This window comes from Flavobacterium alkalisoli (assembly GCF_008000935.1).
GTDB classification, from domain to species: Bacteria; Bacteroidota; Bacteroidia; order Flavobacteriales; family Flavobacteriaceae; genus Flavobacterium; species Flavobacterium alkalisoli.
In genome coordinates, this window is sequence record NZ_CP042831.1 from 3,379,050 (window position 1) to 3,400,260 (window position 21,211).

Consider the following 21,211-nt stretch of genomic DNA (forward strand, 5'->3'; position numbering starts at 1 on the left):
GGCTATTGGCCTCTTTTTTATTTACTCTTTTATCAGTTTATAGGTTTGCTCCCTTCCGTTACCGGAGGCCTGTAAAAGGTATATACCTTGTGGTACTTCAGTCAGGTCAACCGTGTTTGTACCGGAAGCAAAGCTACCCGATTTTACAGTCTGACCCAGCATATTATATATCGTATAAGCAGTACCGTCTATATTTTGTGATGAAGCTATAGTAAATAGCCCTGATGAAGGATTAGGGTAAATAGTAAGGTTTTCTTCTTTCATATCAGCTATTCCTAAGTTATCAGCCATTTTAAAAGTTGTGGTTTCCTGTGCTCCATAATTGCCTCCCTGTACAATTACCTCTCCCGATGTTGTGGTAAGCGAATAACTTCCCTCTCCCTGAGAACAGCATATTCCGTCACCATAAACGTCTTTAATGGTAAATGTATAACATCCTTCCTCTAACATAAAAGTCTGACTATATGTTGTACTGTCTCCATAAGAATTAGGTGCCACACTATATAAAACATTACCGTTTGTATCCTTAAGCGACCAGCTAACCTCTTCGCCATAAATATCGGTAGTTATAGTAAATACTACATTTGAGGTTTCAATACTACCAGGAGTAACAAAACTTTCATAGATACTGTTGTTAGATGTATCTTCATCTGTACCGTTATTCGGGTTAAGTACAGTAATCTCTAATGTATTCTCTCCTGCTACAGTTGCATTTTGAGGCAAATCTATAAGAGCACTTTCATTCTCGGCTATATTTCCTGTCCAGTCTATAATTACAGGATCTGCCCCATTAAAACTATAGCTTATTTGTGCTGAAGTAAGATTTTGAGTACCGTTATTAATTAACCTTAAAACAGGTGCCACCTGATTGCCGCAAGGATTATATCCGTGTTCATAGAAAATAGCCTTAGCATCAAGCGTATGGAATTCCTGCGAAGGATACCAACCTGTTGTCATCACTCCCGTATTATCAGGATCCAACCAGTCTTTAAGCCTTGTGTCAGGTGTTTCACCCATATCCCAGGATACTCCTAACCTGCCATAACCTACTAAAAGCCCTCCGGTATTAATACCGTTACATACATTACCTGCTATAAACCATGCCTGCCCAATAAGCCTTCCGGTATTATCAAACATTCCAGATCCTGACGATCCCGGCTCCAGTGCCCCTACCTCAATGCTTTCCTGTACCCAAATATATCCCATACCATTATCCTCAATATCTTCTGCAATGGGAGGATCGGCATCATAACTAAGTTTCATAATATCCCCTGAAGGATGGTGAAGGCCGTAAGTAAAAGGCGGAGGCACCTCACTCCTGTCCCAACCCGACCAAACAACATCCCAATCTACCGGAATATCAGAAGTCATCTCAACCAGCATAAAATCAGGTTCCTCTTTTCTTGCTTTCAGCTGTGCACCACTGGCAGTTAGGTAATAGTTAGGTGCATTATTGGCGCTTTGCTGCTCACCTCCGCAAACAGGATTAGGGCTAACCCAATTGAAAAGAAACGCCCACTCCGTTGGATCGGAATAACAGTGATTTGCAGTTAGAAAATATGGGGTGCCGTCATTATTCACATTATTGATAAGCGTTCCCGAACAAAAATTAGAGTTGTTAACTATGATAAGCCCTGTCGATTTTTTGCTTATATCCTTAATATTATTAATCCCTTCCAAAAAGCATTCGGCATCAAAATGACAGTCCTGAGAGTTATTAATATTACTATCAGGGTTAATTAAAGTAACCGTACGATAACCGTGTACTACCTTAAAAATTTCAAGTTTACCCTGCCCTGCCACAGCAGCAGGTTCAAAATACTCAATCCATATATCATCTCCGCTTACCAGCCACGTCCCCAGTACCCTGCTTTCGTTGTTCTGTTTTTCATCATAAGCTCCCAGCAAATCGCTCCTGTCGTTATTGTACAGGTATACTTTTGCTCCTTTAGGCATATAAAAATCGGAGAACAAAAAATTTAAGGTTTTTGCACCGTGAGATACATACCTAATTCTCCACACCCTGTCGCCATTAGGCATAGTATGCCAAACACCGCTATTTTGAAGATTATTATCAGTAAGAAACTCATAGCCAAAACGCCATGGCTTGTTTTGATCCAAATCCCTTACCCTGTCTTCAGCCTGAATCGAATCCAGATTAAAGGAGGGCATTATAATAGCCTGAGGCTTTTCTATTCCTTTTATACGCCAACTTGCCGGGCGTCCTTCGTTTGTTACCTGACCATATCCTAAAGACATTATCAGTAGTAATGCGAGTAATGTAAAGTTTTTCATAATGGTATAAATAATTAATAGACAGGTGTAAATCTAACTACAAATCAATAAGTTATAGGTTAACCAATGTTAATATACGTTAATATAAAACCAATAAAAAAAGGCAAGGTTATAAAACCCTACCTTTTTATTTTTTTGTATAATATCTTACATAATAAGCCTTACTCCTCCCAGTTCTGAAACCCTGTATGGGAATTTATCACTTGGCGAACCTATAAACATAAAGTTTTTAGGTATACCCCATTTTTCAGAAAGCTCATCTATCAGATCAGGACCAAATGTCCCGTTTATTTCTATAAACTCAATATGTATCTCGGGATAGGCCCTGTCTAAAACCTCTAAGTCTTTTTTAAGGGCTTCGTTATTTGTTTCGGGAGATTTTACATTTACAATCTTAAGTTTCTTTGTCGTTTCATTATCCTCAACATACTGCATTACCTTATTTAATATACCCACATTATCACCTTTTGTAAAGAAAACAAACTCCTGCGAATGTATTTTCCTGTTTAATCTTTCCAGATAACGGTTACTTACTATGGTAAACTTCCTGATGGGTTTATAGAAGTAAGACACTACACTTACCGCCACATTTATAAGTACTGCCCTGTTTAGCATTAGGAAAACAAATATAAGTGCAGGTATTAGGTACTGAACAAAGGTTTGAAAGGCTCTCATCCCTTCTCCATTCTTACCTACAACCATGTTACCCCTAAAGCCAATTATTATAAAACATATGGCAATAACGACCACAAAGGCATTTGCTTTTTCGGGTCTTGGCAATCTTTTCCTTTTTATTTTAAGTAACAGGTTTCCTATTCCAAATAGTGCCATAACAGCTAAAAAAGAAAACGTGTACACCCCTGCAAGAGATGCTAGGTCACCTTTAGTAGCATATAAAACAGATACACACAGAATAAAGAAGGTAATAATTATTCTGTAACTGCTGCCATTCTTGTTTTCCTTAAGAAAATAGTTAGGTAAAATACGGTCTAACGTCATACGTTTAAGTAGCCCCGAAACACCAACAAAAGAAGTTAATACTGCACCACATAGTACTAAAACAGCATCTATTGAAATTACCCACGATAACCAGTTCCCTCCGGTTATCTGCCCTAAATAAGACAGTAACGATTCCTGATGCCCTTCTACCTGAACTATTGGCAAAATTGCAATGATAAGCAGTGCTATTACCGGATTAAAAAAACTGACTATTCCCCACATGTTGCGCAGGGTTTTCCTGAAAACACCAGGCTGTTGCTCTTCTACAAAGTTAGCAGAACTCTCAAACCCCGAAATACCCAACATCGCAGCCGAGAATCCTAAAAACAGGGTATACACAATACCCCGGGGGTTATGCGGAAGACTCCAGTTTAATTCAAAAGTCTCAGTACCATGATTGATAAGGAAAAATATTGCAGCTACTACCAAAAGTGTTAATGAAGCCAAATGGACAATAAAGATAAAGACCGCAACCGCTGCCGATTCACCAATACCTATTATTGCCAGTCCTGTAAATATGAGCAGAACAACAATTGTGGCTATTTGTACATTAATCCCGTGAAAAATATTATGAAGATAATGCATCGCCTCACCTGCCGAAATAACTGCCGTTGCCATATAGGAGAGTACGGTCAATATAGCAGCTATAGAAGCCACCCTTTTGGAAGAAGTATTTAATAATACATTGTATGCACCTCCATTTAACGGAAGTGCACCTACTACTTCACCATAAATTTTCCTGAACATAAATAATACTACGGCAACCACTAAAAGTGATATCCAGGCATATTGCCCGGCATAAGCTATTGTTAAGGCGGATACATATAAGCATGACGAACTGATATCGTTACCACAAATGGCTGTGGCCTGCAGTTCATTAAGCTTATGAACTATTTTATCTTTCATGAATTGGTTTGTTTTATAACTTAAAATTAAGTAATTAAATTAACCCCTGCCTTGTGAATAATGAACTTTTTAACAAAAAGGGAATTAATTTTTAATTGATAGAAATTATAAAAACAAAAAAATCTCTGCCAATGGCAGAGATTCAAACTAAGCAGGAAATCATTTTTAAGGGAGACTATTAAGCATATTTATTACGTCATTTTGAGTTGCTGTTACAATGTCTCCCTGAGTAAATACAACAACACCGTTAGGAACAGTTGTAAGAGACTTTACAGCATATAACCACTGGTTACCCTGCCCTGATGCAAAAATTACATGGCATTGTACTCCTAATGGTATAACATTGTTTATGTTTTGGAAAAGCTGAGCTGCATTATCATAATCGTCTATCCTGAACATCATGTTTATCTGTCCGTCAAAAGCTATATATACTTTAGAGTTATGATTATCAAACCCGTTTGGAACATCGACAAAAATGTTGGTTTTCTCTCCTCCAAACTGTTCAAGCTTATCAATATTGCACCATCCAAACCTGTCTAATGTCAATATATAAGCTCCTTCCTCAACAGGAACATCTTTATCATCACCGTTTTCGTCAGTATCTTCATCCCAGGTTACGTCGCCGTCATCATCACCTTCTCCGTCACCATTAGTATCTTCTTCTTCACCTGTCCATGAGGTCATATCCTCATCATCACCCCCGGTTAATTCTGTAGGTACAGTAAGCTGATACTCGGCGCCATCGTCAATATTCTCACCTTCTTCGGTAGTCATATTAACATAAAACTCACCACCTGTAACAAGAGGTGCTGCCGCTTCCTGATTCTCAGACTGATTTGATATACCCGAAGCCGTTTTATTTGCCGTTAGCATATCCCCTCGTCCAAAAATCTCAATATACTCCACAACTACCGGTCCCGATACAGGGTTTCCTTTAACCCTTAATGTAGAAGTATTGATATCAATTTTTACACCGCTCTTAGACTTAAAAGAGACTCTTTCCTCTCCTGCATCAAAAACAAATTGTTGCCTTAAATCGTTTAAAGCCTTAGATTGTAATATGGCAAGAGAGTTGTTGTCCTCTGCCTTTAGTTTTAAATCACTGGTGTTTTGATTTTCTTCATTTGCACACGAACTCAAAATAAGCGCGGCAAACAACCCCATAAAAAGTAATTTGGTTTTCATAATCTTAAAAATTAGTTGGTTTGACATAAACAGTTATTTTTTAACTGCAGCCCGAAGGTAAAACGATAGTCAATCCAACATATATCTAACATTATGATTTCGATGTAATTACACTTTTTATCTTTTACAGAGTTAACAAAATGTGAAATTCTCAACAAAAAAATACCCTGACCAAAGGACAGGGTATTTAACCTAGAAACAATTAATATTTAATCTATCATCAGTTTTATAATCTGTTGTTTATTATCAGCTTTGATATTTACAAAATACATTCCTGATGTAAGTGATGAAACATCAAACGAATTTTCGCCGTTGCTAATATTTTTAGCAAGTACAGTTTTACCTGAAATATCAGATACGCTAATGCTAACAGTATTAGCTGTATTTTTGGCAAAGTCAATATTTACTATGTTTTTGGCAGGGTTTGGATACAATGTAAACAAACCTTTACTGTTTTGCGCAATACCTAAACTTTGGATAGTTGTGGTAGCTGTATTTGTTACAATAGGCTCATTAAAGTCGAAATAAATACCTGCTGTGGCCTCAAAAGTATCACCTAACTGCACGTTTGACATTGGCTTAATCCTGTAGCTTATATAACCATGACTTTCTGGTTCGTTAATTTCCTCCCCTGGCAGGTTAATATTATCAAATATAAACTGTACCGTATTATTTTCTATCTCTATCCTGTAATCATGGCTTGAAGCTATAGGTTGGAAAGTTGATACATCAAACTTGTCGTCCAGAATATCTTCAACTCTTATATTCACTGCATCAGCATTACCTGTATTTTGGAATCTTATAAGATAATGTAGGTATCCGTCTGCCTGTTCCTCTGTAATGTACTCACCTTCACGGCATGCAATATCGTTAGGGTCCCATGAATTTACAACCTCTAAATCAAGATCGTCAACATTATTAGAAAGGTTGTCGTCTCCTTCAACAGCCGTAACATTGGCAACAAGATTTAAAATATCTCCGGCATTTACCGTTGGCGGAGTAAATACAGTAAAATACACATCTACATATTGTGGCGTAAAAGGTTCTAGATTGGTATAATAAACATCAAGAGTATTACCCGTTAAATTCATCATAGGTGAAGAACTGTCATAAGCCATGATAGTGTCATCAAACTCAAGAGTAACTGCACCATTAAGTGTAGTATTACCTAAATTTTGAAGTAATAGTTTGCAATGAAAAGGGAATCCCGGCCTTGGCAACTGATACGGAATTATATATACCATTACATCATTATACGGATCTGGTGCTGTAAGGCAAAAATTGTTACCCTCTATTACTCCCGGTGTAGTTAAGGTATAAGATGCCGGAACTGTTTGATAGGTTTGTGGTCCCTGTCCCATCACGTTAATATAGTTTACCCCATCCGGTACATTTAAAAATGTATAGTTTCCGTTTGCGTCAGTGTAAGTATAGAAAACATCATTATCGTGTGTTAGGCTTAACATTACAAATGCCCCAGGTGTACCATCATCACAACCATTCTCCCCATCATCATAAGCTAAAGTTCCTGAAATTACATTATCAGTACATGCCACAATCTCTGCATAAATTACAGTTACATTATAACATCCTGTAACAGGGTTTTCAATTCTAACAAAAACATATTCAAGTCCTTCAATAGGCCACTCAAAAGTTTCAGGATTAGTAATTGGGTTAGTACCCATCTCTACATCATTTCCGGTTAAATAGTAGGTTACTGTCATCTGTCCGAAAATCTCTCCTAAAATATACTCTTCCTGGTTGGTAAGATCAACAGTAACAAATTCTTCATCTCCTGTATAACAGGCTTGTATAGGAGCAGGCTGATTAATAGGTATTACGTCCCAACTCCACCATTCAATCTGAAATGAAGTTGTGGCAAAGCTAGTATCATTAACATTTGATACTCTTGCATATATGGTTTGCGGATTACTAATAGACACATACTGCATGGAGTTAGGAATGGGGTTTGTTCCCTCTTCTGCATCAATTTGCGTTTCATGATAGGTGACCAAAAAGCTCTGAGGGTCCTGATCCCCTAAAATAATTTCGTTTTGTTGTGTAAGGTTAAAAATTTCCCAACTACATTGTGTAATATCGGGTGGCTGGTTTGCTGTTGTTTGTGCAAATACACTGGTAACAAATAAAACCATTAGGGTTAAAAAAGGTAATCTTAATTTCATAGCAAAGTTGGTTTTAGGTTAAAAAAATATTGTTTCTTTAAAGTTTTAGCTAACTTTTTTACTTAAACAAGCAAAAACAAAAATTCCCTACTTTAAATCAGCTTTCTTTTTTCAAGTGGTGTATTCCGTACCCCAGTCCTCAATTATTATAACTATCTTTGCACAAAATAAAATGCAATGGCCACATTTCACGATCTCGATTTACCTAAATCGCTTCAAAAAGCACTTGACGAACTTGGGTTTGAAACCCCTACGCCTATTCAGGTAAAATCGATGCCCGTAATACTTTCAGGCCGCGACATGATGGGTATTGCACAAACAGGTACAGGTAAAACCTTTGCCTACCTTCTACCCATATTAAAGCAATGGAAATTTGCCAAAACCGATACTCCGCGTGTAGTGATTATAGTGCCTACCCGCGAACTTGTGGTACAGGTTGCCGAAGAGGTAGAAAAACTTTCTAAATACATGTCAATCCGTACACTTGCTGTATATGGGGGTGTAAACATTAATACCCAAAAGAACCTTGTTTATGAAGGTGTGGATATACTTGTAGGTACACCGGGAAGGCTAATGGACCTTGCACTGGATAATGTTGTACGTTTTGATGCCCTGCAAAAACTGGTAATCGACGAGTTTGACGAAATCCTTAATCTTGGATTCCGTTTTCAGGTAACATCTATCCTTTCCATGATGAAGGCCAAAAGGCAAAATATCCTGTTCTCTGCTACCATGACAGACGATGTGGATGAGATGCTTAACGACTTTTTTGATTTCCCGGAAGAGGTAACATTAGCAGCATCGGGCACACCGCTTGAAAAAATCAAACAACTGGGATACCATGTGCCAAACTTCCTTACCAAAATAAATTTACTTAAACACCTGCTGGAAAGCAATGAGGACATGAACAGGGTACTGGTGTTTGTAAACAATAAAAAGACTGCCGATATTTTGATGGAACAGATTGATGAGACTTTCCCTGGTCAGTTTGGTGTTATCCACTCTAACAAATCGCAAAATTACAGGCTAAATACCATGGCTACCTTTCAGGATGGCGGACTTAGGGGTATTGTAACTACCGATGTTATGGCCCGTGGTCTTGATATATCGGATGTATCACATGTTATAAACATGGAATTCCCCGAAGTTGAGGAACAGTACATTCACCGTATTGGGCGTACAGGACGTGCTGACAAGACCGGTATAGCAATAAGCTTTATAGGCCCTAAAGAGGAAGAACTGCAAATTGAAGCCGAACTTTTAATGGAAAAGGAAATTGAAATACTTTCAATGCCTGAACATATTGAAATTGCAGAAAGGCTGCTTGAGTTTGAAAAAGAGAGGAAGAAAGTAAAGTTCCTTTTAAAGAAACCTAAACTTGATGGCGCTGGTGCCTTTCACGATAAGAAAGACAAAAACAAAAAAGTCAACCTTGGCGGTCCGGGTAAAAGAAACCCGAAAAAGACGGAACCAAGAAACCGTAACGCCGAGAAGAAAAAAGCACAAAAAAGAAAAAGAGGGAAATAATCCCTCTTTTTTATTACTTAGCCGGAGTAAACACTAAACACACCGGAGAGCAAAGCTCTATACATTTCCCCGTATCGGTTAGTAAGCCCGTTGTCTTATCTCTTTTAAAAAATATAATGTCATTGCTAATTTGGTTAGCAACCAGTAAATAATTCTCTTTAGGGCCGAAAGCAAAGTTACGTGGCCCCTGTCCTTCTGTAGTTATTTGCTGTACCTGATTAATCCTTCCGTTAGCATGTACCTTAAATACGGTAATGGTATTGGCATCTCCCCTATTCGTAGCATACAAATATTTACCGTCGTGAGATATATGTATATCAGCTGCTCCTGTTTGTCCGGTAAATCCGTTTGCAACAATTGTGGTTTCCTGAACTTTCTCAACTTTCCCCTTTACATAACTGTAAGAGGTTAATGTACCGTCCAGTTCCTGCAGTACATAAAAGAAAACACCGTTAGGGCTAAAAACCAAATGTCTTGGCCCGCTACCTCCTTTAACATCAATTGTATTGGCAAGGATTAATATATTATCCTCGTCATCAGTGTCCTTATCATACTTATAAACATAAATCTTATCGGTACCTAAGTCGTTAGCAAAAACATATTTCTTATCGGGAGAAAAGTATACCATATGCACATGTGCACTTTCCTGGCGCTGCTTATTAATACTGCTTCCGTTATGCTTTATAACCTGTTTGGCTTTTGTAATTCCTCCATGCTTATCCTTCCCGAAAACAGCTATCGTACCACCCGAATAATTAGCTACAATTACATGCTTATCATCATTAATTATATAGCATGGGTCGGCACCTTTAGAATCCTTTTTATTGATTAGCTCTATTTTCCCTGTAGCAGCATTATACTTAAAAGAACTTACTGTGCTTTCTTCACCGTTTTCGTTAACGCTGTACAAAAACTTATTATCGCCCGAAACCGTTACATAGCTTGGATTAATAACATCTTCACTAGTGTTTTTAAGTTTGGTTTCTCCTGTAGAAGCATTAAAATCATACACATAAATTCCCTTGCTTGGGCAGGCATTGGTATAAGTACCAACAATAAGGTTATAATTATCCTGTGCATGTAAACTCATGCACCCTAACAAAATAAGTAAACGGGCTATTTTCATGTGTGTAATTTAAGGATAACAAAAATAGGGTATTTAAATATTATGTGAAATTTATCCTGAGAATATGCTGTTTCATTTAGAATAAAAATTTGTATTTTTGACAAACTTTCAACTAAATGCAGTTCAAACACCCGGAAATCCTTTACTTCTTATTCCTGTTGGTAATTCCCGTCCTGGTACATTTATTCCAGCTGCGCCGCTTTCAGAAAGAATATTTTACAAATGTGCGTTTCCTTAAAGAGCTTAATATGCAAACCCGCAAAAGCTCTAAAATCAAGAAATGGCTTTTACTTTTTACCCGATTGTTTTTACTGGCATGCCTTATTATAGCTTTTGCACAACCTTTTTTTAAGGCTAGCGACAGCAATAATAAAAGCAACGAAATGGTTATCCTTCTTGATAATTCCTTTTCAATGCAGGCAAAAGGAAGCAAGGGCGAACTGCTTAAAAGAGCTGTACAGGATATACTGGAAAACACTCCCGAAGACCAACAGTTTTCGCTTATTACAACTACAGGAGCCTATTGGGATACCGATGTAAAGACAATACAAAAAGAACTGCAAAACACTAATTACAGCTCGGTGCCTTTTCATCCTGACTTCCTGCTTACCAAAGCAGAAACAAAAAAACCGAATACAGGAAAAGACATTGTGGTTATTACCGATGCAATTAATCTCGACACCAAAAATATAAGCAGCCTTGATTCAGATAAACCTGTATACTTTATAGTCCCAAAAGCCGAAAACAAAGCCAATGTGGCTGTAGACAGCGTTTACATTTCACAAACACTGGATAATTTTTATGAAATAGGTGTTACGCTTAAGGCTTACGGAAAAGCAGATAACGATGTGTCTGTAGCTTTATACAACGGTAAGGAACTTACAGCAAAAACGCTTGCTAAGTTTACTGAGGCATCAGAAACGCTGACTTTCACCATACCTAAAAAAGATTTTCACGGGCATGTTTCCATTTCAGATAACAGCCTTTCTTACGATAACGATTATTATTTCAGTATTACAAAACCTGAAAAATCTAATGTACTGGCTATTGGGGAAAACGCTAAAAACAAATTCCTTTCCAGAATTTATACCGAAGACGATTTTGTTTTCACTTCATCAGAGCTAGGGGCTGTAGACTATAACAGTCTTGAAAAACAGGATGCCATAATACTTAACGAACTTAAGGAAATACCTCAGGCATTAATTACTACCCTTAAATCCTTTTATGCAAAAGGAGGCAATGTAGTTATTATACCTGCTCCTGATGGTTCTGTACAAAACCTAAACAGCCTGCTTTCGGGCTTTGGTAATGCCACACTACAGGCTGCCACACAAACCGAAAGGCAAATCACTAAAATTTCATTTAGCCATCCGCTATATCAAACCGTTTTCGAGAAGAAAACCGATAATTTCCAATACCCTAAGGTAAACTCGGCCTATACCCTTTCAGGCACTGCCTTGCCGGTATTAAGCTATGCAGACCAGACTCCTTTCCTGGCATCGGCAACAAACCGTTTGGGTAATGTGTATATCTTCTCGGCTGCTATCAATAAGCAAAACAGTAATTTCCAGAATTCTCCGCTTATAGTGCCTACTTTTTACAATATGGCACAAAACAGCGGAAAAACAGGTATAACAGCCATAACAATAGGTGAAAACCAAAGCCTTATTATAGATGCCTTGCTTTCTAAAGATGAAGTGGTAACCGTTAAAAACGAGGAGGCCGACTTTATCCCTATGCAGCAGATACTTAACAACAAGATTAAGCTTTCTTTTGGCGATTATCCCGAAACTGCAGGAAACTACAGCGTGGTTAAGAACAACGAAGTTTTAAAGAACGTAAGCTTCAACTATCCTCGAACGGAAAGTAACCTGAGCCTGCAAAACGAAAATATTTTAAAAGACTATACAAAAACAGATTCTGTTTCAACCGTATACAACGATATTAAATCACAAAGGACCGCCAGCGAATTATGGAAATGGTTTATTATCGGTACGCTGGTATTCCTGTTATTAGAACTTTTTATCCAAAAATTTGTAAAATGAACCTGATCTTTAAAAACGCTACCATTATTGATAAAAACAGCAAATTCAACAATCAGGCTGTTGATATTAAAGTAGAAAATGGTGTAATAACCAAAATAGGAAAAGATATTGCCGAAGAAGCAAATTTTGACATTATACAACTGGATAACCTTCATATATCCAGAGGATGGTTTGATAGTTCGGTAAATTTTGGTGAACCCGGTTATGAAGACAGGGAAACTATTAAAAACGGACTTAATGTTGCAGCAAGAAGCGGTTTTACCGATGTTGCCCTGCAGCCTAATGCAAACCCTGTTATAGATAATCAGGCAGATGTAAGTTTTGTACTTAGTAAAGCCCGTAACGCCGCTACATCACTACACCCTATAGGGGCTCTTACAAAAGGAAGCGAAGGACTTGATATAGCCGAATTATACGACATGCAAAACGCCGGAGCAGTTGCCTTTGGTGATTATAATAAAGACCTTGCCGATGCCAATCTGCTTAAAATAGCACTACAGTATGTTCAGGATTTTGACGGACTTGTAATTGCTTATGCACAGGACAGCAAAATAAAAGGAAAAGGAGTTGTACACGAAGGCATAGTAAGTACAAGATTAGGACTTAAAGGTATACCTGCCCTTGCCGAAGAATTACAGATTGCCCGCAACCTATTCCTTCTTGAATATACAGGTGGTAAAATGCATATCCCAACAGTTTCTACCGAAAAATCGGTACAACTGATACGCGAAGCTAAAGCTAAAGGACTTAATGTAACCTGTAGTGTTTCGGTACACCATTTAGTATTGACAGATGAAGTACTTAAGGACTTTGACACCCGTTACAAGGTAACTCCGCCACTAAGGCCGGATGCTATCAGAAAAGCACTTATTGATGGTGTTCTTGACGGTACTATTGATATTATTACCAGCGACCATAATCCGCTTGATATCGAACAGAAAAAAATGGAGTTTGATCTTGCCAAAAATGGTACTGTAGGACTTGAAACTGCTTTTGGTGCATTAATGAATGTTCTTCCTGCAGATGTAATCATTGAAAAACTAACAGGAGGTAAAAAAATCTTTAAGGTAGAAGACCACGCCATAGAGGAGAATGCTAAGGCATCCTTTACCCTATTTACTACAAAAGGAAACCATACCTTTACAAAAGCCAATATCCTTTCAAAATCTAAGAACTCTGCCTTTTTAGGACAGGAACTTAAAGGAAAGGCCTACGGAATATACAACAACGGAAAATTAATTATAAACGAATAATGAATACCGAAAATAATAACGGAAAAACCATTGCCATAATAAGCTACTTAACCATAATAGGTACTATTATAGCTATTGTTCAAAACAGCGAAACAAAAAGCCCGTTTGCCTCTTTTCATATACGTCAGGCATTAGGATTAATACTTACCTTTTTAGCTTTAGGCTATCCTATCGGGTATTTTGACAGCTGGATGGTGAGCTCCGCTTTCTACCTGTTCTTTTTTATCCTTTGGGTATTTGGGTTTTTAGGAGCCATACAGGGACAAATGGCATTAGCACCAATAGTTGGTCCGTTTTTCCAAAAACTTTTTAAAGGACTTTAATGATGAGTGAATCTTTATATTATTTAATAAGAGAGCCAAAAGTAAAACAGGATAAAAATCCGTTAATTCTACTGCTGCACGGTTATGGCAGTAACGAAGAGGATTTATTTTCTTTTGCATCTCAATTACCCGAAGAATACTATATAATCTCTGCAAGGGCACCCTATCACATCCCTCCATACGGAAATGCCTGGTATGCCATTAGCTTTGATTCGGACATGAATAAATTCTCTGACGACAATCAGGCTGTTGAGTCAAGAGAACTTATAGTAAAGTTTATTGATGAGCTTTTAAAAAAATACCCTATAGATGCAGATAAGGTTACCCTTTTAGGCTTTAGCCAGGGAGCTATTTTAAGCTATTCAATCGCGCTTACCTATCCGGAAAAGATACAGCGTGTAGTAGCTCTTAGCGGTTACCTTAACCTTGATATTATAGACAAAGGCTTTAATACAAAAGATATTGAAAAACTACGCTTCTTTATATCTCACGGCGTAGTAGATCAGGTAATACCGGTAGACTGGGCAAGAAAAGCCCCGGAAGTACTAAAAGACCTGAAACTTGATGTGGAATATCATGAATACCCTGTAGGGCATGGTGTAACACCACAAAACTTCTACGATTTATTAGCATGGCTAAAAAAATAAAAAAGGCGGTTTAAAACCGCCTTTTTTATTACTGTATATTTTTTAACTCTGTTCGTTATCATCACCTGTTACACGGTGTTCTTCTATAAGTGCTCCGGCATATAACGCAACGCCCTCTTTAGATAAAGTATAGTCTTTGTTTATCTCCAGCTCCCATTCATCCGACTTATAAATCCCGTCTTCTTTTTTAGACAAAAGATAAGATTTTGAACCATCGGGTAAAAACAGTTCTGCAACCGATTTATCATCATTAAAAATAATAAAAGCGCTTAGCGAGTTTCCTGTTTCTTTCAGTTCGTTTAACGGGTTAAGCCTGTATCCGTCTTCAAAAACCCTTATACATTCCTTCTTTAGTAAAGACCATCTGTATCCGGCAGAAGTAACACATCCTTTAGCATCCTTATCATTCCCTAAAACAACTTTTTTCTCCGGCTCAACTTCTGCATCCCCTCCACGATCTTTAAGCATTTGCTCACAGGAAATAAATGATAATCCTGCAAACAGCAGCATCAATAACTTTTTCATCGTCTTCTATTTGATTAATCTAAAATACGAAAATTAATTAAACGTATTGGCATGTAAAAGCGATTCGGCAGTCTCAAAAGTGATGCTTCCGTCGTCTTCAACAAAATATTTAAGTATAGATTCTCCGTAAACTTTCCCGTTAGAAAAATCTACAATTACCCAACGGTTATTAAGTATCCTATAGTTGTTAATTGTAAAAGGCCTACCTTCTATCTGCGGATAATTAATTAAAGGGTTTCCTCCTGCTTTACCGTTACCTGAATAAATCGCATCCCTTACAGCTATCTGTATCTTTTCTATATCCATACCGGCAAAGTATTCCTGTGCATTATCATTTTGCCCCAAAGTAAAATAATTAGCATCATATAACTTATCGACATCCATTTTAAGACTGTCTTTTAAAGAGTTAGCCTTTATTTCAAGATTTTCAATTCTGGTAGTCTCAAACTTCATCTTATTAGTGAAATACATATATGTAAAAACATTAATAAGTAAAGAGAAAATAAACAGGTATAAAAAAATGTTCTTTTTCATAATTGGGGTTATAAGGTTATTTGTAGGTTATCATAAGCTAAAAACACATTTTCCGGTAATTTATTTTGCACTTCGGCATGAAATCCCATTAAATGGCTAATATGGGTAAGGTAAGCTTTTTCCGGTTTAAGCTCTTCTATAAAGGCAAGAGCCTCATCAAGATTAAAATGTGTAGGATGCTCCGCCTCCCTAAGAGCGCTAACCACCATTACTTTCAACCCTTTAAGCTTTTCCCTCTCCTCCGCCTCTACGGCTTTAACATCGGTAAGGTAGGCAAAATCATCAATCCTGTATCCAAATACCTGAAGATTGCCATGCATTATATTTACAGGAATTACGGTTTTGTTACCTAGGGTAAAGTTTTCATTGTTTTTTACTTCATGCTCTTTTACAGAAGGGGCTCCCGGATATTTGTTTTCCTGCTCAAAAATATAGTCAAATCTTTTTTCCAGCTCGGTTAAAACCCTTTTATGGGCATATATTGGAATATCTCCCTGACGAAAGAAAAAAGGCCTTATATCATCAAGTCCGGCGGTGTGATCGGCATGCTCGTGAGTAAATAATATACCGTCAAGTTTATGAGATTTGGAAGTAAGCATCTGTTGTCTGAAATCAGGGCCACAGTCAATAACGTATGAATAATCGTCCCACTGTATCAGTATAGATACTCGCAGGCGCTTATCCCTGGGGTCTTCACTAAGGCAAACAGGATCGTTACATCCTATTACAGGTATACCCTGTGAAGTTCCCGTTCCTAAAAACCATACTTTAATCACACGTTATTTTTTTACAAAAATAGGATTTATCTTTTATTAAAAGTCCTCTTTTCCTAACTTTGCAAATATCATTGCACTTCCATGAAATTAAAAGATTCTGATATCACTCTGAAAGGAGACAAGATTATTGAGCACGTTCCTTCTATAAAGGACAAGGCTCTAAGGATAAACCTTAACGAGAACATATACGGTACTTTTGCAGAAATAGGCGCCGGACAGGAAACCGTCCGCCATTTTTTCAGGGCTGGTGGTTCTTCGGGTACGATAGCAAAAGCCATGTCTGCTTACGACAAAGACTTTAGCGATGCCATATACGGTAACGAAGAAGACGGCAGGTATGTAACCGAAAGCCGACTAAAAAAAATGCTGGCACATGAGGTAAGACTTATTGAAAACAGGCTAAAAAGGGATAAGCATCCTAACAAGATGTTTTTTAGTTATGCCAATACTGTTGCTACCATAGACTTTGCCAAGCAGTTTAAAGGCCACGGATGGATAGGTATTAAATACCAGGTTGAGCCTGATGAAGATTATAACGAGATTACCCTTCACATACGCTTTAAGGAAAACGATGCCAGGCTACAACAGGAAACTCTGGGTATACTGGGTGTTAACCTTATTTATGGTGCTTACTACAAATACAACGATCCTAAAAAGCTTTTACGCTATTTATACGACCACTTAGACAAAGACCAGCTTGAAATTGACACTATCAACTTCTCAGGTCCGCGCTTTGCCGATGTGGATAACCGCTTAATGAGCCTTCAGCTTGTTAAAAACGGAATGACCGATGCTGTAATGTTTGGCCCTGACGGCCACAACATACTTCCGGCAGCCATCCTTTACAAGAAAAACATTCTTGCTTTAAGGGGTAGCTTCCGCCCTGTTACTAAGGTAAACATGGATATGTATGAGAAATCATACCAGATGTTTATAGAAGAAAACAAAGTTGAGAAAGACAAAGCTCTTGTAATATTTGAAATCACCCTTTCTAACCTTCGATCTGAAGGGGAGATTGATGAGCGTGACTTTATGGACAGGGCCGAATTACTTTGTTCACTAGGGCAAACTGTTATGATCTCTAACTTCCAGGAATATTACAAAGTAGTTGAATACTTCTCCAGCTACACCAAAGCCCGTATGGGACTTGCAATGGGGGTAAATAACCTTGTAGATATATTTGACGAAAAATACTACCGCCACCTTAGCGGAGGTATACTTGAGGCATTTGGTAAACTATTCTACCGCGACCTTAAAGTATTCCTGTACCCTATGAAAGAAAATGGCGAGATTATAGATTCTGAAAATCTTATGGTACACCCAAGAATGAAAGAGCTTTATAAGTTCTTCAAGTTTAACGGTAAAGTAATAGATATTAAGGATGTGGATGAACACCACCTTGACATCTTCTCCCGAGAGGTATTAAAAATGATAAGCAAAGGTAAATCGGGTTGGGAAGATATGCTTCCTCCGGGTGTAGCCGATACCATTAAGAAAAACCACTTGTTTGGTTACGATCCTAAAAAACTTGTAGCAGAACAAAACCAATAATATCAAAAAGCAGCCGATTGGCTGCTTTTTCTTTATATTTACGCTTTATCACCTTACTTTTTAATGAAAAAAACACTTATTTACTTTACCCTTATCCTCTTTACCCTTTTAAGCAATGCTCAGGAAAAGAAGCTTTATAAATTCAACAATCCTTATTACGAAATTGATAGCCTTGCTGTCTATACCCAGTACAAAGGAGATATCCCTTTATTAGTTAGTGACCTAACCAAAAACTGTACTACACAGCTGGAGAAAAGCCGTGCCATATTTATGTGGATTACAGAAAATATAGAGTACGATTATAAAGCATATAATAAAGGCGACGGCGATATGGGCATGCCTGAACATAAGGCCGGAAAAGAGTATGGTAAAGCATATGCTAAATGGGAAGACAATTATTTAAAAAATATTATTTCCAAAAAGAAAGCAATCTGTTCCGGATATTCCTGGTTGTTTAAAAAAATGTGTGATTTATCCGGTATACAAAGTTCTGTTGTTAGCGGATATATAAAACAGAAAAAAGGGGAAATAGGAAAAACAGGAAAGCTTGATCATGCCTGGAACGTAATGCTTATTGATGATAAATATTATTATATAGATGCAACCTGGGGAGCCGGTTATTGTTTCAAAAATGAAAAAGGAAAACTTGAAAGTTTTGTTAAACGCCGTAATTATTTTTACTGGCTTATTCCTCATGACAAACTACTGATTGATCACTTTCCTGAAGACCCTGAGTGGATAAGACATAAACCATACGTAAATGCTATGGAAGACTATAAAAATCAACCTTATTACGAAAAAGGAATAATACCTTACATAAAAATCGTCAAACCTGAATCAGGTATAATTAATGCAAGGGTTGGCGATACTATTCACTTTGAAATAGAGGTTGAAAATTATACCGGACCTTTTACTATGCATACGACAACAAATCTAAAGCCAGACGAATACACTCAAACTAAATTTAAACGTATAGGCACTATACTGACTTTTGATTATCCGATAGAAAATAAAAGAATAAGGGAACTAACTGTATATTCTGACGGGTTTGAGATACTTATCTTCAAGATAAAAATAAAATAAGAAAGCAGCCTGTTGACTGTATTTTATTGATATTTCTACACATTATAACATTAAGTTTAGCGTTAGAGTATAAAACCAATCCAACTAATATGAAAAAAAATATAATTCAAGGATTACTCTTACTATTTGTATGCTTTCAGGCTTATTCCCAAAGAGCTGAGACATTAGATAATTATATGAATGAACTTTTTAATAAAAATGCTTTTAACGGTAATATACTTGTAGCAGAAAAAGGTACTATTGTTTATCAGAAAAGCTTTGGGCTTGCAAATGAAAAAACACAGGAAAAGCTAAACCTTCAAACCTGTTTTGAGCTTGCATCCGTATCAAAACAATTTACCGCAATGGGTATTGTACAGCTTCAAAAAAAAGGAAAATTATCTTATGATGATAAAATAAGTAAGTATATACCTGAACTTTCTTTTTATAATAATGTAACAATACTAAACCTGCTAACTCATACTGGAGGATTGCCTGATTACATGGATTTAATGGAAAAAGAGTGGGATAAGACAAAAATAGCCACAAATGACGATGTTATAAAAGTATTTGAAAAGCTAAAACCCTCTCCTCTTTTTACTCCTAATGATAAATGGGAATACAGTAATACAGGCTATATGCTTTTGGCAACAATAATTGAAAGAGTTAGTAAAAAATCGTATGGCGAATACTTAAACGAAGTAATTTTTAAACCTCTTAAAATGCAAAATACTTTTGTATACAGAAGATGGTTTAAACCGGAAATAAAAAACAACTATGCATCAGGTTATTTTTTTTCTAAAGAACTAAACAGAAAGTTTACTCCGGATGAATTAGGAAACGAATTTTATGTAGTTTATCTGGACGGAATTGTGGGTGATGGTATGGTTAACTCCAATCTTGAGGATTTATTAAAATGGGACCGGGCCTTATATGGCAATACGTTGATTACGGATACAGACAGAAAAATGATTTTTTCTTCTTATGAAATGTCAGGACAAAGAAGCACAGATTATGGCTTTGGATGGATGCTTACAAACTCTCCGGATTATGGTAAAATAGCCTTGCATAGCGGAAGCTGGGGCGGCTATGTAACCTATATAGAAAGGCATCTTGATAATGACAAAACTATTATACTGCTTCAAAATAATGCGCTATCGACTACAGAAATGCCTATAAAAAACATCAGGTTAATACTGTATGGCAAACCATTAGAACAAAAGATAAAGATAGATAACAGTATACTACAGCAATGTGAAGGCAAATACTTAACCGACACAGGTAAAACAAAAGAAATAGTTTATGAGAGCGGTAAGATTTATGTTCCTGTAAGTCCGGAGGAAAGATATGAACTTATACCTGTGTCCCAAACAAAGTTTATTATCGATGGGTTTCAGCCTGAAGTCAGTTATGAATTTACTTTTGATAATACAGGTAAAGTTATTAAGTACAGAGTACAGCAGCCTGAACAGGGGCTTGATTATGAAGCTAAAAAGATTTAATAAAAAAATATTTGAATTATGGTAAGATATAAAATAAAAGTCATAGCATTAACGCTTATTATTTACTTAACAGCAGCTTTTATTACATATATATTGACTAATTTTAATGTTTATATAATTTTTGCATTTTGGTTAATTTTAGCAGTCTTTTTTATCTTAAATATATTTCAACAGATAAAAACAAAATAGTCAACGCTTAGTTTTATAACACACTTTATAAAAGGGTTGTATAACTATTATACAACCCTTCATATTTTTACAAAAGGTAATTGAGAGAACCTTTTTTTTATTTTAATATCTGTTCGGCGTGAGCCTTTGTCTTTACTTTTTCTATAACCTCATCAATAATACCGTTTTCATCTATTACAAATGTGGTTCGGTGAATACCATCATACTCACGTCCCATAAATTTCTTAGGGCCCCATACCCCAAAGGCATTAATCACAGCCTTATCCTCATCGGCAATAAGCGGAAAGGGAAACTCATACTTATCCTTAAACTTACCCTGTGCCTTTTGCGAGTCGGCACTAACACCTAAAAGCTCGTAGTTATTGGCTTTAAAACGTTCAAAATTATCTCTTAAATCACAGGCTTCTGCCGTACATCCCGGGGTATTTGCCTTGGGGTAAAAGAAAACAACCAGTTTTTTACCTTTATAGTCGGCTAATGCATGTTTGTTTCCATCCTGGTCAATTCCCGAAAAATCAGGAGCTTTATCTCCTTTTTTTAATGTAGTCATAAGTGTATATTTGTTTTTCATAAAAATACATAA

The 21,211-nt window shown here is 36.9% G+C and carries 17 protein-coding genes; 8 read left to right on the forward strand and 9 right to left on the reverse strand.

The window, feature by feature from the left end; all coding sequences use genetic code 11:
- Positions 1-21: 21 nt before the first annotated feature.
- The 4 genes from FUA48_RS15175 to FUA48_RS15190 all read right to left on the reverse strand — a co-directional run bounded on the left by FUA48_RS15175 (position 22) and on the right by FUA48_RS15190 (position 7,568).
- Positions 22-2,295 (reverse strand): T9SS type A sorting domain-containing protein, encoded by a 2,274-nt coding sequence (locus tag FUA48_RS15175; protein ID WP_147584314.1) that lies wholly within the window; start codon positions 2,293-2,295, stop codon positions 22-24.
- Between the two features lie 147 nt (positions 2,296-2,442).
- Positions 2,443-4,200, reverse strand: a complete 1,758-nt coding sequence (locus FUA48_RS15180) for an APC family permease (RefSeq protein WP_147584315.1) — start codon at positions 4,198-4,200, stop codon at positions 2,443-2,445.
- A gap of 165 nt (positions 4,201-4,365) precedes the next feature.
- Positions 4,366-5,385 carry a hypothetical protein gene (locus FUA48_RS15185; RefSeq protein ID WP_147584316.1) on the reverse strand — a complete coding sequence of 340 codons (1,020 nt, stop codon included), beginning with the start codon at positions 5,383-5,385 and terminating at the stop codon, positions 4,366-4,368.
- A gap of 209 nt (positions 5,386-5,594) precedes the next feature.
- Positions 5,595-7,568 (reverse strand): DUF7619 domain-containing protein, encoded by a 1,974-nt coding sequence (locus FUA48_RS15190; protein WP_147584317.1) that lies wholly within the window; start codon positions 7,566-7,568, stop codon positions 5,595-5,597.
- 177 nt (positions 7,569-7,745) lie between these two features.
- Here FUA48_RS15190 and FUA48_RS15195 point away from each other — a divergent pair, with 177 nt between their 5' ends.
- Positions 7,746-9,095 (forward strand): DEAD/DEAH box helicase, encoded by a 1,350-nt coding sequence (locus FUA48_RS15195; protein WP_147584318.1) that lies wholly within the window; start codon positions 7,746-7,748, stop codon positions 9,093-9,095.
- A gap of 13 nt (positions 9,096-9,108) precedes the next feature.
- On the opposite strand, the gene FUA48_RS15200 is transcribed toward FUA48_RS15195, so the two are convergent.
- On the reverse strand, positions 9,109-10,221 hold the full coding sequence (locus FUA48_RS15200; RefSeq protein WP_240732490.1) for a lactonase family protein: 1,113 nt from the start codon (positions 10,219-10,221) through the stop codon (positions 9,109-9,111).
- A gap of 116 nt (positions 10,222-10,337) precedes the next feature.
- Here FUA48_RS15200 and FUA48_RS15205 point away from each other — a divergent pair, with 116 nt between their 5' ends.
- The 4 genes from FUA48_RS15205 to FUA48_RS15220 are packed head-to-tail and all read left to right on the forward strand — an operon-like array spanning position 10,338 to position 14,489.
- Positions 10,338-12,266: a vWA domain-containing protein gene (locus tag FUA48_RS15205; RefSeq protein ID WP_147584319.1), complete on the forward strand. Its 1,929-nt coding sequence runs from the start codon at positions 10,338-10,340 to the stop codon at positions 12,264-12,266.
- Complete coding sequence (locus tag FUA48_RS15210) at positions 12,263-13,519, forward strand: dihydroorotase (protein WP_147584320.1); 1,257 nt, start codon at positions 12,263-12,265, stop codon at positions 13,517-13,519. The genes FUA48_RS15205 and FUA48_RS15210 overlap by 4 nt, the downstream gene beginning before the upstream one ends.
- On the forward strand, positions 13,519-13,842 hold the full coding sequence (locus FUA48_RS15215; RefSeq protein ID WP_147584321.1) for a hypothetical protein: 324 nt from the start codon (positions 13,519-13,521) through the stop codon (positions 13,840-13,842). The genes FUA48_RS15210 and FUA48_RS15215 overlap by 1 nt, the downstream gene beginning before the upstream one ends.
- 2 nt (positions 13,843-13,844) lie before the next feature.
- Positions 13,845-14,489: an alpha/beta hydrolase gene (locus tag FUA48_RS15220; RefSeq protein ID WP_147585018.1), complete on the forward strand. Its 645-nt coding sequence runs from the start codon at positions 13,845-13,847 to the stop codon at positions 14,487-14,489.
- 42 nt (positions 14,490-14,531) lie between these two features.
- On the opposite strand, the gene FUA48_RS15225 is transcribed toward FUA48_RS15220, so the two are convergent.
- The 3 genes from FUA48_RS15225 to FUA48_RS15235 are packed head-to-tail and all read right to left on the reverse strand — an operon-like array spanning position 14,532 to position 16,321.
- Positions 14,532-15,014 carry a hypothetical protein gene (locus FUA48_RS15225; protein WP_147584322.1) on the reverse strand — a complete coding sequence of 161 codons (483 nt, stop codon included), beginning with the start codon at positions 15,012-15,014 and terminating at the stop codon, positions 14,532-14,534.
- Positions 15,015-15,047: 33 nt separating this feature from the next.
- Positions 15,048-15,548: a hydrolase gene (locus tag FUA48_RS15230; RefSeq protein ID WP_147584323.1), complete on the reverse strand. Its 501-nt coding sequence runs from the start codon at positions 15,546-15,548 to the stop codon at positions 15,048-15,050.
- Between the two features lie 8 nt (positions 15,549-15,556).
- Entirely contained in the window at positions 15,557-16,321 is a 765-nt protein-coding gene (locus FUA48_RS15235; protein ID WP_147585019.1) for an MBL fold metallo-hydrolase, read from the reverse strand.
- A gap of 84 nt (positions 16,322-16,405) precedes the next feature.
- On the opposite strand from FUA48_RS15235, the gene FUA48_RS15240 reads away from it, so the two are divergent.
- The 3 genes from FUA48_RS15240 (at position 16,406) to FUA48_RS15250 (ending at position 20,439) form a co-directional block, all read left to right on the forward strand.
- Complete coding sequence (locus FUA48_RS15240; protein WP_147584324.1) at positions 16,406-17,875, forward strand: TonB-dependent receptor; 1,470 nt, start codon at positions 16,406-16,408, stop codon at positions 17,873-17,875.
- Positions 17,876-17,938: 63 nt separating this feature from the next.
- Positions 17,939-18,958 carry a transglutaminase domain-containing protein gene (locus FUA48_RS15245; RefSeq protein ID WP_147584325.1) on the forward strand — a complete coding sequence of 340 codons (1,020 nt, stop codon included), beginning with the start codon at positions 17,939-17,941 and terminating at the stop codon, positions 18,956-18,958.
- A gap of 89 nt (positions 18,959-19,047) precedes the next feature.
- Positions 19,048-20,439: a serine hydrolase domain-containing protein gene (locus tag FUA48_RS15250; RefSeq protein WP_147584326.1), complete on the forward strand. Its 1,392-nt coding sequence runs from the start codon at positions 19,048-19,050 to the stop codon at positions 20,437-20,439.
- Positions 20,440-20,725: 286 nt separating this feature from the next.
- On the opposite strand, the gene bcp is transcribed toward FUA48_RS15250, so the two are convergent.
- Complete coding sequence (gene bcp, locus FUA48_RS15255) at positions 20,726-21,178, reverse strand: thioredoxin-dependent thiol peroxidase (RefSeq protein ID WP_147584327.1); 453 nt, start codon at positions 21,176-21,178, stop codon at positions 20,726-20,728.
- Between the last annotated feature and the right edge of the window lie 33 nt (positions 21,179-21,211).

Excerpts from the sequence above, each read along its gene's own strand:
- FUA48_RS15250 (WP_147584326.1), top strand. The coding sequence starts at position 19,048 with ATGAAAAAAAATATAATTCAAGGATTACTCTTACTATTTGTATGCTTT.
- FUA48_RS15225 (WP_147584322.1), bottom strand. The coding sequence starts at position 15,014 with ATGAAAAAGTTATTGATGCTGCTGTTTGCAGGATTATCATTTATTTCC.
- FUA48_RS15190 (WP_147584317.1), bottom strand. The coding sequence starts at position 7,568 with ATGAAATTAAGATTACCTTTTTTAACCCTAATGGTTTTATTTGTTACC.
- FUA48_RS15230 (WP_147584323.1), bottom strand. The coding sequence starts at position 15,548 with ATGAAAAAGAACATTTTTTTATACCTGTTTATTTTCTCTTTACTTATT.
- FUA48_RS15210 (WP_147584320.1), top strand. The coding sequence starts at position 12,263 with ATGAACCTGATCTTTAAAAACGCTACCATTATTGATAAAAACAGCAAA.
- FUA48_RS15175 (WP_147584314.1), bottom strand. The coding sequence starts at position 2,295 with ATGAAAAACTTTACATTACTCGCATTACTACTGATAATGTCTTTAGGA.
- FUA48_RS15240 (WP_147584324.1), top strand. The coding sequence starts at position 16,406 with ATGAAATTAAAAGATTCTGATATCACTCTGAAAGGAGACAAGATTATT.
- FUA48_RS15195 (WP_147584318.1), top strand. The coding sequence starts at position 7,746 with ATGGCCACATTTCACGATCTCGATTTACCTAAATCGCTTCAAAAAGCA.
- FUA48_RS15245 (WP_147584325.1), top strand. The coding sequence starts at position 17,939 with ATGAAAAAAACACTTATTTACTTTACCCTTATCCTCTTTACCCTTTTA.
- FUA48_RS15180 (WP_147584315.1), bottom strand. The coding sequence starts at position 4,200 with ATGAAAGATAAAATAGTTCATAAGCTTAATGAACTGCAGGCCACAGCC.
- FUA48_RS15185 (WP_147584316.1), bottom strand. The coding sequence starts at position 5,385 with ATGAAAACCAAATTACTTTTTATGGGGTTGTTTGCCGCGCTTATTTTG.
- bcp (WP_147584327.1), bottom strand. The coding sequence starts at position 21,178 with ATGACTACATTAAAAAAAGGAGATAAAGCTCCTGATTTTTCGGGAATT.
- FUA48_RS15215 (WP_147584321.1), top strand. The coding sequence starts at position 13,519 with ATGAATACCGAAAATAATAACGGAAAAACCATTGCCATAATAAGCTAC.
- FUA48_RS15205 (WP_147584319.1), top strand. The coding sequence starts at position 10,338 with ATGCAGTTCAAACACCCGGAAATCCTTTACTTCTTATTCCTGTTGGTA.
- FUA48_RS15220 (WP_147585018.1), top strand. The coding sequence starts at position 13,845 with ATGAGTGAATCTTTATATTATTTAATAAGAGAGCCAAAAGTAAAACAG.
- FUA48_RS15200 (WP_240732490.1), bottom strand. The coding sequence starts at position 10,221 with ATGAAAATAGCCCGTTTACTTATTTTGTTAGGGTGCATGAGTTTACAT.